This is a genomic window from Streptomyces sp. NPDC038200 (assembly GCF_055600785.1).
Window position 1 is genome coordinate 416,095 of sequence record NZ_JBVJYH010000006.1, and the last position, 15,709, is coordinate 431,803.

Consider the following 15,709-nt stretch of genomic DNA (forward strand, 5'->3'; position numbering starts at 1 on the left):
GGCGTCAGGTCCCGTCGCCGGTGAGCACGATCTTGGCGCCGACGACGGTGTGCTCGTACAGCCAGCGGGCGTCGGCGGTGCGCAGGCCGATCAGGCCCAGGGTGGACGGGCGGCGGCCGGGCGCGTCGGCCGTGCTGCCGGCGCCGTAGACGAAGTGCCGCTCGCCGCGCCGGCCGACGAAGGCCAGCACCCAGTCGTGCCGCTCCACCACACCCGTCGGCGAGGAACTGAACCGCACGCGGCGCATGCGCTCGGTGACACGGCCGACCGCGTCACCGCGGAACGGCTGGTTCATGCCGGGCGCCGAGACGGGGAACGTCCGTCCGCCGGCGCGGAGTTCCAGTGCGGTCAGGTCGACGCGGATGTCGTGCACGACGGCGCCGTCGTCGGGGGACGGGGGCGGTGCCGGCACGGTGGTGGAGGCGGTCGCCGCGGGCGGGCGCGCCGGCCGGCCGTCGGGGGCCAGCAGGGTCGTACCGGCGAGCACGGCCGTGGCCGCGACCACCAGCCCCGCGCCGGCCAGGCCGGCCCGTCGGGTACGGCGGCGCAGCACGGCCCGGCGCCGTACGGCGGCGCCCGGCACCGGGGCGGAGCGCCGGCCCTCGGCGGCCACCTGGCGCAACGCCGCGGTCAGCCGGTCGGACCGCTCCTCGGGCGCGGCCGGGCCCGACGGGTCATGAGGCATGCGTGGCCTCCTTCGTCCCGGTCATGGTCTCAGCCTCCTCGGGCGACAGATGGCGGGCGAGCGCGGCGCGGCCCCGGGCCAGTCGTGCCTTGACCGTCCCGGCGGGCGCGCCCGTCTCCGCGGCGATCTGGTCCACGCTCAGATCGCAGACGTGATGGAGGACCACGGCCAGCCGCTGGGCCGCGGGCAGTTCGCGCAGGGCGGCGACCAGGGCGACGTGTTCGGGTCCGGGGCCGGGGGTCCGGTCCGGCGGAGTGTCCTTGCGGACGAGTTCCAGCCAGCGTCTGGCCCGCCGGAAACGGCTGACCGCGAGCCGGGTGGCGACCGTGCGGAGCCACGCCTCCGGCGCCTCGGCCGCGTCGAACGACGCCCGCCGGTCCCAGGCCCGCACGAACGCCTCCTGCACCACGTCCTGGGCCTCGGCGTGGTCGCCCGTGAAGGCGTACAGCTGCCCCACCAGCCGGGGGAAGGCGGTCGCGTAGAAGGCGTCGAACTCCTCCTCGGTCATCGGCCCCCCGCCCGTGTCCCCGTCCCGGAGAAGCGATCCTACGGCCCGCCGCGGACTGCCCCGCCCTCCTGCCGCGGGGCAGCGGAATTCCCCGGAACCGGATGCAACCGGCCCCCGACGCGGTGCGTACAGACGATGTCCGTCCACATGTCAGGGGGAAACTTCCGTGTTCACGCACGACTTCACCGAGCGCGCGCCCGGCGGCCCGGCCCGCCGCGCGATCCGTCGCACGACCACCGGCCCGGCCCCTCGCCCCGCTCGTCCCGCACGCCGGAGCGGTGTCCTCGGCGGCCTCGGCGCCCTCGCGGCGGCCTGCGCGCTCGTCCTCTCGGCCACCGGCTGCGCGGCCACCACCTCGTCGGCCGCGACGAAGCCCACCGGCCCGGCCGCCCCGGGCCCGCACCGGCCCGGCCCCGCGCCCAGCCGGACCGCGCCCGCCGTCCCGGAGCCGGCCGCCCTCGCCGGGGCCAGGGTCAATGTCGGCGAGGGCGCCACCGTCGGCGTCGGCATGCCGATATCCGTCACCTTCCCGCGCCCGGTCCCCGAGGAGCAGCGGGCGGCGGTCGAGCACTGGCTCGGCGTCGGCACCGAGCCGGCCGTCACGGGCGCCTGGAGCTGGGTGAAGGACCGCAACCTGAACGACGGGCAGCGCGTCGACTACCGCCCCCCGACGTACTGGAAGCCCGGCACCCGCGTCACGCTGCGCCTGGGAAGTCACGCGGTACGGCACTTCTCGATCGGCCGTTCGCTGACCGCGACCGTCGACGTGCGCGGCCACACGATGACCGTCACCGAGGACGGCAAGCCCACCACCCGCATCCCGGTCACCGCGGGCCGACCCGGGCTGGACACCTGGAACGGGACCATGGTGGTGATGGACAAGCAGCCCAAGGTCTACATGGACTCCCGGACCGTCGGTCTCGGCGACGCCTACCACGGCTACTACGCCTGGGCCGTGCACATCACCGTGTCCGGCACCTACGTCCACCAGAACCCGAACGCGAACACCTACGCCGGCCGGTCCAACGTCACCCACGGCTGTGTCGGCCTGGCCACCGACGGCACCGCCGAACGCTTCTACCAGCGGGTCATCCCCGGGGACGTCATCAGCGTCACGGGTTCCAAGGACACCGTCGAGGCGGGCAACGGCTACGGCGACTGGAACCTCAGCTGGTCCCGGTGGCTGGCGGGCAGTGCGGCCCGGCACGGGACGAGCGAGCCGCCCGCGAGTTCGTGACGGGCCGTCACGCCGCTTGGTCCCACACGTTGAAGAGGCGTGAAACTGATGTCTTCGTCCGCCGAGGGAACGCTCTCGCCGGACTCCGTTCTCAGCCTCTGCCCGCTCCGCTTCGCCCAGCTCACCCGTGGCTGGGCGGTGGAGGTGACGGCGGCGGACCTCGCCCGGCTCGCCGCCCCCGCCGACGCCGCGCGCCGGCTCTGGGCCGGCCGGGGCCACCTCGGGCCGACCGAGGCGAACAGGGTCCTGGCCCGGATGCTCGCGGAGCGGCCCGAGGACTTCGGTGCCGCGGGACACCTCGTGCTGGGCGCGGAGGCGGTCGAAGTGCGCCCCGAGGGACGGCTGTTCGCCGAGGAGCTGCATGTCATCGGACCCGAGTGCATCGACGGACTGCAGCGGCTGCGGATCATCGCCGAGATGCGGGACCGGCTGCCGGAGGAGCATCTGCGGCGTTCCGTCATCCGGCTGGAGATCTACTGCGGCGCCGAACGGGACCGCGCTCGCCGCCTGTACGACGTCGCGGACCGCTGTCTCAACCTGTCCACGGCCCAGGACCGGCTGATCCGCTGCCCGAACATCACCCGCCTGATGCGGGCGGACTGGGAGAAGGGCGGCTTCGATCCCCGCCGGGGCATGACGGCGGGGCCGCACGCCCTGCGTTCCCCGATGGCCGAGGTGACCGCCGCGCTGGCCTGCCTGTCGGCCGACCCGCGGCCGGTCGCGGCCCATCTCGCCGCCACCCCGGCCGGGCGTGAGGTGCTGTGGGGGGACGTGACCTCCCCGGTCTACCGGAGCCTCTTCCACGGCCGGATGACGCCGGTCGGGGTGATGCGCGCCGTCGAGGCGTGGACCGCCGCGCGCCGGGCCCTGGCGGCGGTGCCGAAGAAGTCCCGTCAGGCGCACGGTCATCTGATCGAGTACGCGCCGGAGCTGATCTGCTGGCAGGCGTGCCGCGGGCTTCCGCTGCGGACGCTGCACGACGCCAGGTCGTCGTACCCCTGGGACAGGGTGATCGAGCACGAGCTGCCCGGCTGGACGATGCGGGCGGCGGGCGAACTGATCGCGCGGTACGAAGAGGCGCGTCCCGGGCGGCGCACCTACAAGGCGGAGGCGCCCGAGCTGGACCTCTGGCTGCGCCTGACGGCGGCCAACTTCCGTTGACCCCTTGCCGTTTGGCGGCACCGCTCCTAAGTTAAGCGCTCTGTTAAGTCCACTTAACCAGAGACTTGAGCGAGGTTGCCGTGCCGCACCGCGCAAGACCGCGTACCCGCTGGATCACCGCTGCCGCGGCCGTCCTCGTCACCGTGGCGGCGACGGCCGGCGGGGCGCCGGGGCAGGCCGCGGCGGCCGTCCCGCCGGAGCGCACCCAGCGCGTCGAGTACTTCCCCGGCCCCGCGGCCGAGCCCCGCCGGGTGACCCTCCCCGCGGACACCCCGGCGCCCCGCCCCGCCGTCCGCGCCCCCGCCGCGTCCGGTCCCGGTCCCGCGGTCCGGCCGCTCCAGCGCACCGGACCGGTGTCCGGGCGGCTCGACCTGGTGGTGATGGGCGACGGCTACACCGCCGGTGAGCAGGACGAGTTCACCGCGGACGCCGAGGAGAAACTGGACGCGATCTTCGGCGTCGAGCCGTACCGGAGCTACCGGGGTCTGTTCAACATCTGGCTGGTCGGCACCGTCTCCCCCGAGTCGGGTGTCTCCGGCGACCCGACCGCCGACGACAGGAAGGACACCGCGCTGGGCTCCTCCTTCTTCTGCGACGGACTCGAACGCTTGCTGTGCGTCGACACCGGCGCCGTCACCCGGTACGCCGGCCGGGCCCCGGACGCGGACATCGTCTTCGTCGTCGCCCACTCCGCCAAGTACGGCGGCGCCGGCTACTCGGCCGCCGACCTGCCACCGGGCACGCCCTTCCACGGCGTGGCGACGATGTCCTCCGACAATGACCGGTCGTACCTCATAGGGGCCCATGAACTGGGCCACTCCATAGGCGGGCTGGCCGACGAGTACCAGTACCCCGGCTACGGCGCCTACCCCTTCGCCGAGGAGCCCGCCGCGGCCAACCTCACCCTCCACCGCGACCCGGCCGCGGCCAAGTGGCACCGCTGGGCCGGATTCCCGGACCCGACCGGATCGGCCGTCGGCACCTACGAAGGCGGCGGCTACTACGAGACCGGCGTCCACCGCCCCACCGACACGTCCCTCATGCGCACCCTGGCCTCGACCGAGTTCAACGTCGTCGGACGCGAGGCGATGATCGCCGGTTTCTACGCCGACGCGGACGCGCTGACCTCCCCCGTGCCCACCACCGCCCCGGTCCGCGCGGGCCGGCCGATCACCGTGCGCCTCGCCCCGCTGACCGGCCTCGCCGACCTCCGCCTCACCTGGTCCGTCGACGGCCGGGAGGTCCCGTGGGCGGCCGGTGCCCGTTCGGTGACCCCGCACGCGCTGGGCGTCCACGGCCACGGCCACCGGATCACCGCGACCGTGACCGACCGCACGGCCGCCCTGCGGGACCCGGCGGCGCGCGCCCGGACCGGCAACTCGCTCACCTGGCAGGTGCGGTGAACCACCGGGTTCACAGGACCAGCAGCAGCGTGGTCAGCGTGGCGAAGCCGGCGCACACCGCGAGCACCATGCCCACCAGGCGCCGCCGCAACAGCTCGTAGCGGTTCTCGTACTCGGCCCGCAACGACACACAGCGGGCCGCGACCCGTTCGAGGTCCGCGCGGGCCCGGCACAGGCTGTCGGCGACGTACCGGCGCTCGATCTCCTCGCGCTGCGCCGTCGTCAGCCAGTCCAGGCAGCCGGTGAACTCCCGGGCGCGCCGCTCCGCCTCGGCGACCCTGGCCTGCCACAGCAGGTAGCCCTCCACCTCGTTGCCGAGGTCGCCGGAGGCTCCGGCCCCCCGCTGGGGCAGAGCGTTCACTCCTGGCCCCGGCCGATCGGCGCCGTGAGCCCGCCCTCGTGCTCGCGCAGTGCGATGTCCGGGTGGTGCAGGTCGAAGGCCGGGCCCTCACTGCGGATCCGGGGCAGGGTGACGAAGTTGTGCCGCGGCGGCGGGCAGGAGGTCGCCCACTCCAGGGAGCGGCCGTAGCCCCACGGGTCGTCCACGCCGACCGGCTTGCCGTACCGGGCCGTCTTCCACACGTTGTACAGGAACGGCAGCATCGACAGGCCGAGCAGGAAGGAACCGATGGTCGAGATCGTGTTCAGGGCCGTGAAGCCGTCGGTCGCCAGATAGTCGGCGTACCGGCGGGGCATGCCCTCGGCGCCCAGCCAGTGCTGCACCAGGAAGGTGGTGTGGAAGCCGACGAACAGCGTCCAGAAAGTGATCTTCCCGAGCCGTTCGTCCAGCAGCTTGCCGGTGAACTTGGGCCACCAGAAGTGGAACCCGGCGAACATCGCGAAGACGACCGTGCCGAAGACCACGTAGTGGAAGTGGGCCACCACGAAGTACGAGTCGGAGACGTGGAAGTCCATCGGGGGCGAGGCCAGGATGACACCGGTCAGACCGCCGAAGAGGAACGTCACGAGGAAGCCGGCCGCCCACAGCATCGGTGTCTCGAAGGAGAGACTTCCCTTCCACATCGTGCCGATCCAGTTGAAGAACTTCACCCCGGTCGGCACGGCGATCAGGAACGTCATGAAGGAGAAGAACGGCAGCAGCACACCGCCGGTGACGTACATGTGGTGCGCCCACACGGTCACCGACAGACCGGCGATCGCGATGGTCGCGGCGACCAGGCCCATGTACCCGAAGATCGGCTTGCGCGCGAAGACCGGGATGATCTCCGTGACGATGCCGAAGAACGGCAGCGCGATGATGTACACCTCGGGATGGCCGAAGAACCAGAAGAGGTGCTGCCACAGCAGGGGTCCGCCGTTGGCCGCGTCGTACACGTGGGCGCCGAACTGACGGTCCACCTCCAGGGCGAACAGCGCCGCGGCCAGACAGGGGAAGGCCAGCAGGACCAGGACACCGGTCAGCAGCACGTTCCAGGTGAAGATCGGCATGCGGAACATGGTCATGCCGGGGGCGCGCATGCAGATGATCGTGGTGATGAAGTTGACCGCGCCGAGGATGGTGCCGAAGCCGGAGAAGGCCAGACCCATGATCCACATGTCGGAGCCGATACCCGGCGAGCGGATCACGTCCGACAGCGGGGCGTAGGCGAACCAGCCGAAGTCGGCCGCGCCGTCCGGGGTGAGGAAGCCGCCGACCGCGATGAGCGAGCCGAACAGGTACAGCCAGTAGGCGAACATGTTCAGCCGCGGGAACGCCACGTCGGGCGCGCCGATCTGCAGCGGCATGATCCAGTTCGTGAACCCGGCGAACAGCGGGGTGGCGAACATCAGCAGCATCACGGTGCCGTGCATCGTGAACAGCTGGTTGTACTGCTCGTTCGAGATCATCTGGATGCCCGGGCGGGCCAGCTCGGCGCGCATGACCAGCGCCATCAGACCGCCGAACAGGAAGAACGCGAACGACGTCGACAGGTACAGCGTGCCGATCGTCTTGTGGTCGGTGGTCGTCAGCCACTTCACCACCACGTTGCCGGGCTGCTTGCGCCGGACCGGCAACTCGTTCTCGTACGAGTCCTCGGCCGCCTCGGCGCCGCCCTGGGGTTCGTTGAGGATGCTCACAAGTCGTCCGTCTCCCGATGCTCGCCGTCCGCCCTCGGCATGACGCCCGTCACCCGCCATCCTCGCCGGGCGGGGGCGGCAGCGGGCCCCTGAGCGGCCGACGCGCGGCCGTCCGGATGACGGATACACCTGGACGGAGCAACGGACGGGGGCGGCGGGCCCGTGTACGCCGCCGCCCTCGCTCCGCTGCCGGAGAGCGAGGGCGGCGGCCGTCCTCCGGCGGTGCCGCGGACGAGGGGGACCGCGGGGAGGCCGGTGGCCGGAACGGTCAGGAGGGCACGCAGCCGAACCAGTGCACCGTCTTCTTCTCGGAGATGTGGCCCAGGCACTTGACGGTCCGGTCGTGCACCGTCCTGGTCCGCGCCACCCCTCCGTCCAGATACTCGGTCTTGTAGTAGGTCTTCACCAGGGTGTCGACCCTGACCCGGTACCAGCGGTGGTCGTCGTCCGGGATGCTGCACCCATGACCGATCACGTCGGTGCCGGGCCTCTCGCTCCACATGTCCCGTTCGGCACGGTCGCAGTGCGCCCCCTGGGCGGCCCCGGCGGTGCCGGCACCCGGGCCTATCAGGGCCGCCGCACCCGCGGCCACCGCCGCGGTGACACCCGCCAGGCGCTTCAGCGCGAGGTTCGTCATCGGTCCTCCTGTCCGCCGTGGTGACGAGGAGAGTCACCAGGTCATGGTGACGGGGAGAGTCACCAGGTCGTTCAGGAGCGATGTTCACACCCGCCCGCGGTGTCCGGCCTGTTGAGTCCCCCGACCCGGTGACACACGTGGCGCCGATGCAGCAACCGCCGCCCGAAGGCCGACCCGTCGCGTCGGCCCCGGCGCGCCGGCGCTCCGCGCACCGGCCAACTGCCGTGCGGGACCGAGCCGCAGCCGGGAGCGCGGCCGGTCGTCCGCCGAGCGACCGGGTTCTCGGATGGCTTCCCCGATGAGCGGCGTGCGGGAGGTCGATCTAGCCTCCGAAAGGAGCGCTCAGAGGATCTTTCGGGCGTGCGCTCCACCCGGTCCAAGGAGGAGAAATGCGCAGACTTCGCAAGGCCGCCGTCGCGGCGGCCGTCATCGGCGGCGTCGGATTCGCGGGTGCCGTTCCCGCCACCGCCCAGGCCGCGCAGAGCATGCGCGGTGGTGGCGGCGGATGCGATTCCCACGACATGAACATCGACATCCTGGGCGAGGTCGGCATCCTCAACGGTCTGGGCGGAAACCTGCTCAACGGTGAGGGCAATCCGGGCGCGCAGTACACCGACATGGGCTCGGACTGCCGCTAGCGCCAGGTCGTGTGTCGTACCGAACGGCGTTCCGGGGCACGGGCGATGAGCCCCTTCCCTCCGGCCGCCGGTGATCACGTGTGCTCGTCCCGGAGTGGGTGCCGAAGGCCCCGGACCATGACCGGTCCGGGGCCTTCGCGTTGGCGCCCCGGCGAGAACGTTCCCGGATCCGATCACCCCGGGGTGTAACGCGGAGGCGCCCCCACCGCGTGTAAGGGATGACGTACGACCACGAAGGGACACACGGTGAGGCAAGCACCCGCGGACTACCTGGAGTTCGCCGCCGCCCGCAGCGGGCCGCTGTTCCGGACGGCCTGCCTGCTCACCGGCGACTGGCACCTCGCCGAGGATCTGGTCCAGGAGACGCTCGCCAAGATGTACCGCTCCTGGCGGCGGATCAGCCGCGCGGACTCCCCGGTGGCCTATGCCGACACCGTGCTGGTGCGCACCTACATCTCCCAGCGCCGCCGCCGCAGTTCCACCGAACGCCCCAGCGACCGGCTGCCCGACACGGCGGGACCGGCGCCGGACGCGGAGCTGCGGATGGCCCTGCTCGACGGCTTGGCCCGGCTGGCGGCCAAGGACCGTGCGGTGCTGGTGCTCCGCTACTGGGAGGACCGCTCGGTGGAGGAGACCTCCCAGGTCCTCAAGCTGTCCCCCGGAGCCGTCCGCACCCGGAGCATGCGCGCACTGCACCGGCTGCGCGCCCTGCTCGGCGCCGACCTGGCCGACCTGGCGGCATGACGGCATGCCCTGACGCCTCCCCGCCACGACGACACCCCCGGACCGCGCCCCTCGGGCCACCGGTGCCGGATCACCCGGCACCGGACCACTCACGTGCGCCCCTCCACGTCCAGGTGCCGGTGGAACGCCCCGGAACGCCCCGACCATCCCAGCAGAACGGAGACCGGCCATGCCTCGCGACGAGGACTTCGAAACCCTGGTGACCCGCACCATGGGCAGCGCCGCCGACGACTTCCCGCCCCACTCCGCCGATCTGGTACGGCGGTCCGTCGCCCGGGGCCGCCGGATGCGGCTGTTCGCCGCCACCCGCGTCGCCGGCGTGGCCGTCGCGGTGGCCGCCGTGGGCGGAACGCTGATGGCCACGGGCGCCTTCGGCGGCCACGGTGCCGGCGCCCCGGACCAGGTGCGGGCCGGTGCCCCGGGCCGCACCGCCGGGCAGCCGTCCTCCCGGGTGCCCTCGTCGGTCAGCGGCGAGGACATGGTCCGCACGCTCAGGAGTCTGCTGCCGTCCGGCGGCACCGTCTCCGCGGCCACGGGCCGGGCGTCCCAGGCGGGCCCGCCCGTCGTCTGGCCGATGGCCAAGCTCACCTACTCCACCCCGAAGGGGTCCTCCGGCATCGACATCACCCTCACCCGCCTGGAGCCCGGCGCTCCCGGCGAGCAGCGGGGCCAGAGCGGTTGCCTGCCGGTGGAGGTGCGCCCGTACGACACGTGCACCACCCGGAAACTCCCCGGGGGAGCGGTGCTCGACACCACGGAGTCCTTCACCTACCCCGGCAGCGACACCGGGCAGAAGCGCTGGTACGCGGTGCTCACCACCGCCGACGGGGTGCAGCTGACGGCGCAGGAGTTCGGCGGGGGCGACGAGAAGGGATCGTCCGGCGGGGCCGACCCCCAGCTGTCCCTCGCCCAGCTGACCTCGATCGTGCGCAGCGCGGCATGGAACGAGGCGGTCGACGCGCTGCCGGCCCCGGAGGGAGCCCCCGCCGGTGCCGTCTCCACCAGGAAGCACGTGTCCGGCGCACGCATGAACGAGGTGCTGACCTCGCACCTCCCCCGGGGCGGCACGGTCTCCGACCGCAACGCCGGCGACGGCCTGGTCCAGCTGGTCCACGACGACGGCCGGGGGAAGAGCATGGTCGAGGTCGACGCGCAGTACGACATGACCGCCGCGCTGGCCGGGCACATGGGCTGCGCCGGTGTCCCCGGTCGCTGCACGGCCACGAAGCTGTCCGACGGCACCCGGATCAAGAGGGTCCAGGGGCCCTCGGAGAAGGGCGGCAAGGCCCAGGTGTGGCTGGTCGACGTCCTGTACCCGGACGGTCGCCGGGTGGCGGCCCGGTCGGTCAACTCGTACGCCGAGAGCGCCCCGGTGACCCGGCCCCGGCCGGTGCTGAGCATGGCCGAGCTGGAGAGCGTCGCGCTCGACAAGCGGTTCTTCACGGCCTGAGCGGCAGGCCCGGCGCCCCCGGCACGGGAGCGTCCCCGCCCAGGCCGAATACCACCGGTTTATGGGTATACGCGTGGTACGGGTCAGGAGCCCGGGCAGAGGACGGCAGGCAGGCAGCGGGTCGCCGACGCGGCGCGCTCCCACCGAAAGGGGAGAGGAGAACGGCCCATGGGCGGGACGGGCCCCTCGCGATCCGGACCCCCGGGCGGGCCCCTGCCCGGTGCCGGCTCGTCGCCCACCGGCCTGCTCGATCTGCTGAGCGTCGCCGCGGTGGTGCTGGACGCGAACGGGCGCGTGGTGTTCTGGAGCCCCCAGGCGGAGGAACTGTTCGGCTACAGCGCGCAGGAGGCGCTGGGGCGATTCGGGGCGCGGCTGCTGGTCCACCCGGAGCACTGGGACCAGGTGATCGCGCTGTTCGCCGAGGTCATGGAGTCCGGGACCGACTGGGCCGGGGCCTTTCCGGTCCGGCACAAGGACGGCGGCACGCGGCTGGTGGAGTTCCGCAACATGCGGCTGCTCGACGATCTCGGGGACACCTACGCCCTGGGCCTGGCCGTGGACCAGGCGACGGTGGCCCGGGTCGAGCGGGGCGTGGCCCTCTCCGCACGTCTGGTCTCCCAGTCCCCGATCGGCCTGGCCATCCTCGACCCCGACCTGCGCTACGTGACCGTGAACCCGGCGCTGGAACGCATCCACGGCCTGCCCGCCGCCGACCATCTGGGCCGGCGCGTCCGCGAGGTGCTGACCTTCCTGGACGCCGAGGCCGTCGAAGCCCGGATGCGGCGGGTCCTGGAGAGCGGGCAGCCGGTGTCCGACCGGCACGTGGTCGCCCGTACCCCCGCCGATCCGCACCGCGAGCACGCCTGGTCCGTGTCGTACCACCGGCTGGACGACGCCACCGGCCGGGTGATCGGTCTGGCCACGTCCGTCATCGACATCACCGAACGCCACGAGGCCACCCTGGCGGCGACCAAGGCCCGCAACCGCCTGGCCCTGATCGCCCACGCCTCCGCCTCCATCGGGACGACCCTCGACGTGGAGCGGACGGCGCGCGAGCTGGCCGGTGTCGTCGTGCCGGACCTCGCCGACGTGGCCTCGGTGCACGTGCTCGACAGCGTGCTGCGCGGACACACCCCGTCGGACACCGGCCCGGCCCGCTTCCGGGTCGCCGCCGTCGCCGCGGCACCCGCCCGCGAGGCGGCACGCGTGGCGGCCGACCTGCCCGGCGGAGTCGCCGCGTACGACAGCGACCGCCTGCTCACCCGCTGTGTCCGCACCCGCCGTCCGGTGCTGGTGGCCGAGACCACCCGCGGGGACCTGCGGCACATCGCCCGGACCAGCGAGGGCGCCTCCCTGCTGGAGGAGACCGGTGTGCACTCCTACCTCGCGGTGCCGCTCCTGGCCCGCGGGGAGATCCTGGGAGCGCTCGCCCTGGAACGCGTCCACACGCCCGCCCCGTTCGACGAGGACGACACGCTCCTCGCCTGCGAGCTGGCCGGCCGCGCCGCCACCTGCATCGACAACGCCCGCTGGTACCAGAGCGTGCGCGACACCGCTCTCACCCTCCAGCGCCGCCTGCTCCCCGAGCTGCCGCCCCGCCTGCCCGGACTGGAGATCGCCTGCCGCTACCTGCCGGCCGGAGCCGTCAGCGAGATCGGCGGGGACTGGTTCGACGCCATGCGCCTGCCGGGCGGCAAGACCGCTCTGGTCGTCGGGGACGTGATGGGCAGCGGCATCGACGCCGCCGCCGGCATGGGCCAGCTGCGCAGCGCCACCCGTGCCTTCGCCGAGCTGGACCTCGACCCGGCAGAGGTGCTCCGCCACCTCGACCGCCTGACCGAGGACGTCGAGCACACCATCGCCACCTGCGTCTACTGCCGGTACGACCCCGGGCGGGGCGAGTGCCGCATCAGCGTGGCCGGTCATCTGCCTCCCGCCCTGGTCCGCTCCGGCCGGCCGGCCGAGCTGCTCGACGTCCCCTCCGGGGTGCCGCTGGGCGTCGGCGGATGCGCCTTCGAGACGACGTCCTTCGCCTTCCGTCCCGGTGACCGGCTCGCGCTCTACACCGACGGGCTGGTCGAGACGCGCGGCGACCCGATCGACGCCCGCCTCGGCATCCTGCGCGACGCCCTGACCGCGACGGCCGACCGGGATCCGGCGGAGGCGTGCGACCGGGTGCTGGAGACGCTCCGGCCCCCGGCCGGCGACGACGTCGCCCTCCTCCTGGCCCACGCCCGGCACTGAACTCGCGCGCCCCTCCCGCGTCAGCGAGGATCTCAGGCGTCACTCACGCGTCGGGATCGTCGAACTGGTCGAGGAGGAAGTCGACCGGTGCGAGGCCCGTGGCGGCGGGCGCCCCGGCACCGAGATGCTGTTCCGCCCAGATGACCTTGCCGCGGGGCGTGTACCGCGTCCCCCAGCGCTGGGCGAACTGCGCCACCAGGAACAGTCCCCGTCCGCCCTCGTCCGTGGTCGCCGCCCGCCGCAGGCGCGGCGAGGTGCCGCTGCCGTCGGACACCTCGCAGATCAGGCAGCGGCCGTACAGCAGCCGCACCGCGACCGGCGGCGAGCCGTACCGGATCGCGTTGGTGACCAGCTCGCTGACGATCAGCTCCGTGGCGAACCCGTACTCCTCCAGCCCCCACTCCCGCAGCGTCCGCCGGCAGCGCGCCCGCACCGAGGGCACCAGCGCCGGGTCCGGCGGCACGTCCCACTCGGCCACGCGCGAGGGCGGGAAGATCCGGGTACGCGCCGTCAGCAGCGCGATGTCGTCGCAGGAGGGCGACGGCTTCAACGCGTCGATCACCGCCTGGCACGTCTCCTCCGGAGTGCGGTCCCCGGAACCGTCCAGCGCCCGGCGCAGCCGCTCCATCCCCACGTCGAGGTCATGGGTGCGGTCCTCCACCAGGCCGTCGGTGTACAGCACCAGCTGCGAGCCCTCCGGCAGGAACAGCTCGGCGGTCTCGAAGGGGTGGCCGCCCAGACCGAGCGGTGCCGAAGCCGGCACGCCGGGACAGACGACCGTGCCGTCCGGGCGCACCACCACCGGTTCCGGGTGTCCCGCGCGGGCCATCGTGCAGACCCCCGCCACCGGGTCGTAGATCGCGTACAGACAGGTCGCTCCGGTCACGCCCTCCCCCTCGCGGCCCAGCGCGGCGTCGACCGTGCCCTCCTCGCTGTCCATGCGGACGACCATGTCGTCCAGGTTCCCGAGCACCTCGTCCACGGGCAGGTCCAGGGTGGAGAAGTTGTGCACGGCGGTGCGCAGCCGGCCCATCGTCGCCGTCGCGTGCAGCCCGTGCCCCACGACGTCCCCCATCACCAGGGCCACCCGGGCGCCCGGCAACGGGATGACGTCGAACCAGTCCCCGCCCACTCCCGCCTCCGCGGGCACATACCGCCAGGCCACCTCCAGCGCGTCCTGCTCCGGCTGCGACCGCGGCAGCAGGCTGCGCTGCAGCGCCACCGCCATCGCGTGCTCGCGGGTGAACCGGCGGGCGTTGTCGACGGCCACCGCCGCCCGCGCGGCCAGTTCCTCCGCGAAGGCGAGGTCCTCCGGCCCGAACGCGGGGGAGTCCACCGTCCGGTAGAAGTTCGCCACGCCCAGCGGTACGTTCCGCGCCCGCAGCGGCACGGTCACCAGCGAGCGCAACCCGCACTCCAGGGCCTCGCGGGCGCGCTCGGGATCCTGTTCCCGCCAGCCGGGCGCCTGCCGCAGGTCCGCCTCCAGCAGGCCCCGGCCCTCCTGAAGCGTCCGCATCTGCGGGGTCCGGGCCGACAGCGCGATCGCTTCGCCCAGCGGGTACAACGGCATCGCCCGCCGCGCGCCGCCGATCGCCGCCCGGCGCAGCTGCCGCCGGCCCTCCGCCGTGGGTTCTCCTCCCCGCAGCACCGCGTCGAGCAGGTCCACCGTCACCAGGTCGGCGAACTGCGGCGTCGCGACGTCGGCCAGTTCCTGGGCCGTACGCTCCACGTCCAGCGTCGTCCCGATGCCCACCCCCGCCTCGTACAGCACCTTCAGCCGTTCCCGCGCGACCTCGGCCCGGCCGGTGACCGCCGCCAGCTCGGTGGTGTCGCGCAGGGTCAGCACGCTGCCTCCCGGGTCGGCCCCGGGGTACGTCGGCCGCTTGTTCACCGCCAGCAACCGGTCCCCGGCGCGATGCACCTCGTCGGAGACCGCCTCCGGCGACGACAGCAGCCGCGCGACGGGTTCCGGCAGCCCCAGCTCGGTCACCGGGCGTCCCTGCACGTCCGCCGGCAGCCCGAGCAGCCGCGTCGCCTCGTCGTTGGCCAGCAGCAGTCGTCCGTCGGCCCCGGTGATCAGCACCCCTTCGCGCACCGCGTGCAGCACCGCGTCGTGGTGCTCGTACAGCCGCGCCAGCTCCACCGGGGCCAGGCCGTGTGTCTGCCGGCGCAGCCGGCGGGCCGCCAGTGTCGTCCCCGCCATGGCCAGCGCCAGCGCGGCCGCGCCGCTGCCCAGGACGACCGGCAGCTGCGGCAGCCACAGGGCCGCCACGTTCCTGACCGTGATCCCGGCGGAGACCAGGCCGACCACCTTGCCGCGCGCGTCGGTCACCGGGACCACCGCCTGCACGGCCGTCCCCTTGCCCGTGGGCAGGGGCGGCCCGCCGGCCTGTTCGACGACGGTACGGCCCTCGAGCGCCGGCCCGATGGTGCCGACGAACTTCTTCCCGATCTCCCGCGGGTAGGGATACGTGTAGCGGATCCCCTGTGTGTTCATGGCGACGATGAAGTCGAGGCCCGTGTTCCTGCGCGCCTTCTCGGCCTGCGGCTGGAGCACCGCCGTGGGATCCGGGCTCTGCAGCGCCCTGGCCGTGCCGGGCGCGTCGGCGAACGACCGGGCCGCGACGACCGACTCGCGACGCCCTTGCCGCAGCGCGTCCCGTGCCGTCTGGAGCACCGTGGCCGCCATCGCGGCGAGGATCAGCAGGAAGACGATGACGACCTGGAGAAGGAACACCTGACCGGCCACACTGCGCAGGTCCAGCAGGGAATCCCGGCGTCGGCGCGGGCCCCCGGAGGGCGGATGGCGTTCCGGGCTCCGAGGCCGCCCGGAAAATACCTCCATACACCCTTGATAACACCGCTGGGGGGTGCACCGGCGCCGAGTTCCCGGACCGCCCGGCGGGCGGGCTTCAGCTCCGGG

At 73.4% G+C, this 15,709-nt stretch carries 13 protein-coding genes; 7 read left to right on the plus strand and 6 right to left on the minus strand.

What is annotated here, in order from left to right:
* Window positions 1-4: 4 nt before the first annotated feature.
* Complete coding sequence (locus ACZ7KF_RS16340; RefSeq protein WP_471074317.1) at window positions 5-685, minus strand: L,D-transpeptidase; 681 nt, start codon at window positions 683-685, stop codon at window positions 5-7.
* Window positions 675-1,193, minus strand: coding sequence for a SigE family RNA polymerase sigma factor (locus ACZ7KF_RS16345; protein ID WP_471074320.1), 519 nt, complete (start codon window positions 1,191-1,193; stop codon window positions 675-677). Before ACZ7KF_RS16345 ends, ACZ7KF_RS16340 begins: the two co-directional genes overlap by 11 nt.
* Window positions 1,194-1,359: 166 nt before the next feature.
* Between ACZ7KF_RS16345 and ACZ7KF_RS16350 the strand changes: the two genes are divergently transcribed.
* From ACZ7KF_RS16350 to ACZ7KF_RS16360, 3 genes are all read left to right on the plus strand, one after another.
* Window positions 1,360-2,430, plus strand: coding sequence for a L,D-transpeptidase (locus tag ACZ7KF_RS16350; protein WP_471074323.1), 1,071 nt, complete (start codon window positions 1,360-1,362; stop codon window positions 2,428-2,430).
* A 48-nt stretch (window positions 2,431-2,478) separates the two neighbouring features.
* A complete protein-coding gene (locus ACZ7KF_RS16355; protein WP_471074327.1) occupies window positions 2,479-3,591 on the plus strand; it encodes a hypothetical protein in 1,113 nt (370 codons plus the stop codon).
* A gap of 80 nt (window positions 3,592-3,671) precedes the next feature.
* Entirely contained in the window at window positions 3,672-4,994 is a 1,323-nt protein-coding gene (locus ACZ7KF_RS16360; RefSeq protein WP_471074330.1) for a M64 family metallopeptidase, read from the plus strand.
* A 10-nt stretch (window positions 4,995-5,004) separates the two neighbouring features.
* On the opposite strand, the gene ACZ7KF_RS16365 is transcribed toward ACZ7KF_RS16360, so the two are convergent.
* From ACZ7KF_RS16365 to ACZ7KF_RS16375, 3 genes are all read right to left on the minus strand, one after another.
* Window positions 5,005-5,355: a cytochrome C oxidase subunit I gene (locus ACZ7KF_RS16365; RefSeq protein ID WP_471074333.1), complete on the minus strand. Its 351-nt coding sequence runs from the start codon at window positions 5,353-5,355 to the stop codon at window positions 5,005-5,007.
* Window positions 5,352-7,073, minus strand: a complete 1,722-nt coding sequence (gene ctaD / locus ACZ7KF_RS16370) for an aa3-type cytochrome oxidase subunit I (RefSeq protein WP_471074336.1) — start codon at window positions 7,071-7,073, stop codon at window positions 5,352-5,354. Before ctaD ends, ACZ7KF_RS16365 begins: the two co-directional genes overlap by 4 nt.
* Window positions 7,074-7,341: 268 nt before the next feature.
* On the minus strand, window positions 7,342-7,710 hold the full coding sequence (locus ACZ7KF_RS16375; RefSeq protein ID WP_471074339.1) for a hypothetical protein: 369 nt from the start codon (window positions 7,708-7,710) through the stop codon (window positions 7,342-7,344).
* Window positions 7,711-8,099: 389 nt separating this feature from the next.
* Between ACZ7KF_RS16375 and ACZ7KF_RS16380 the strand changes: the two genes are divergently transcribed.
* The 4 genes from ACZ7KF_RS16380 (at window position 8,100) to ACZ7KF_RS16395 (ending at window position 12,786) form a co-directional block, all read left to right on the plus strand.
* Complete coding sequence (locus ACZ7KF_RS16380) at window positions 8,100-8,348, plus strand: hypothetical protein (RefSeq protein ID WP_471074343.1); 249 nt, start codon at window positions 8,100-8,102, stop codon at window positions 8,346-8,348.
* A 246-nt stretch (window positions 8,349-8,594) separates the two neighbouring features.
* Window positions 8,595-9,092 (plus strand): SigE family RNA polymerase sigma factor, encoded by a 498-nt coding sequence (locus ACZ7KF_RS16385; protein ID WP_471074346.1) that lies wholly within the window; start codon window positions 8,595-8,597, stop codon window positions 9,090-9,092.
* A 169-nt stretch (window positions 9,093-9,261) separates the two neighbouring features.
* A complete protein-coding gene (locus tag ACZ7KF_RS16390) occupies window positions 9,262-10,542 on the plus strand; it encodes a hypothetical protein (protein WP_471074349.1) in 1,281 nt (426 codons plus the stop codon).
* A 168-nt stretch (window positions 10,543-10,710) separates the two neighbouring features.
* Window positions 10,711-12,786: a SpoIIE family protein phosphatase gene (locus tag ACZ7KF_RS16395; RefSeq protein WP_471074352.1), complete on the plus strand. Its 2,076-nt coding sequence runs from the start codon at window positions 10,711-10,713 to the stop codon at window positions 12,784-12,786.
* Window positions 12,787-12,829: 43 nt separating this feature from the next.
* Here ACZ7KF_RS16395 and ACZ7KF_RS16400 read toward each other — a convergent pair whose 3' ends face one another.
* The gene (locus ACZ7KF_RS16400; protein ID WP_471074356.1) at window positions 12,830-15,631 is read right to left on the minus strand and encodes a SpoIIE family protein phosphatase; all 2,802 of its coding nucleotides are present in this window, start codon (window positions 15,629-15,631) and stop codon (window positions 12,830-12,832) included.
* Between the last annotated feature and the right edge of the window lie 78 nt (window positions 15,632-15,709).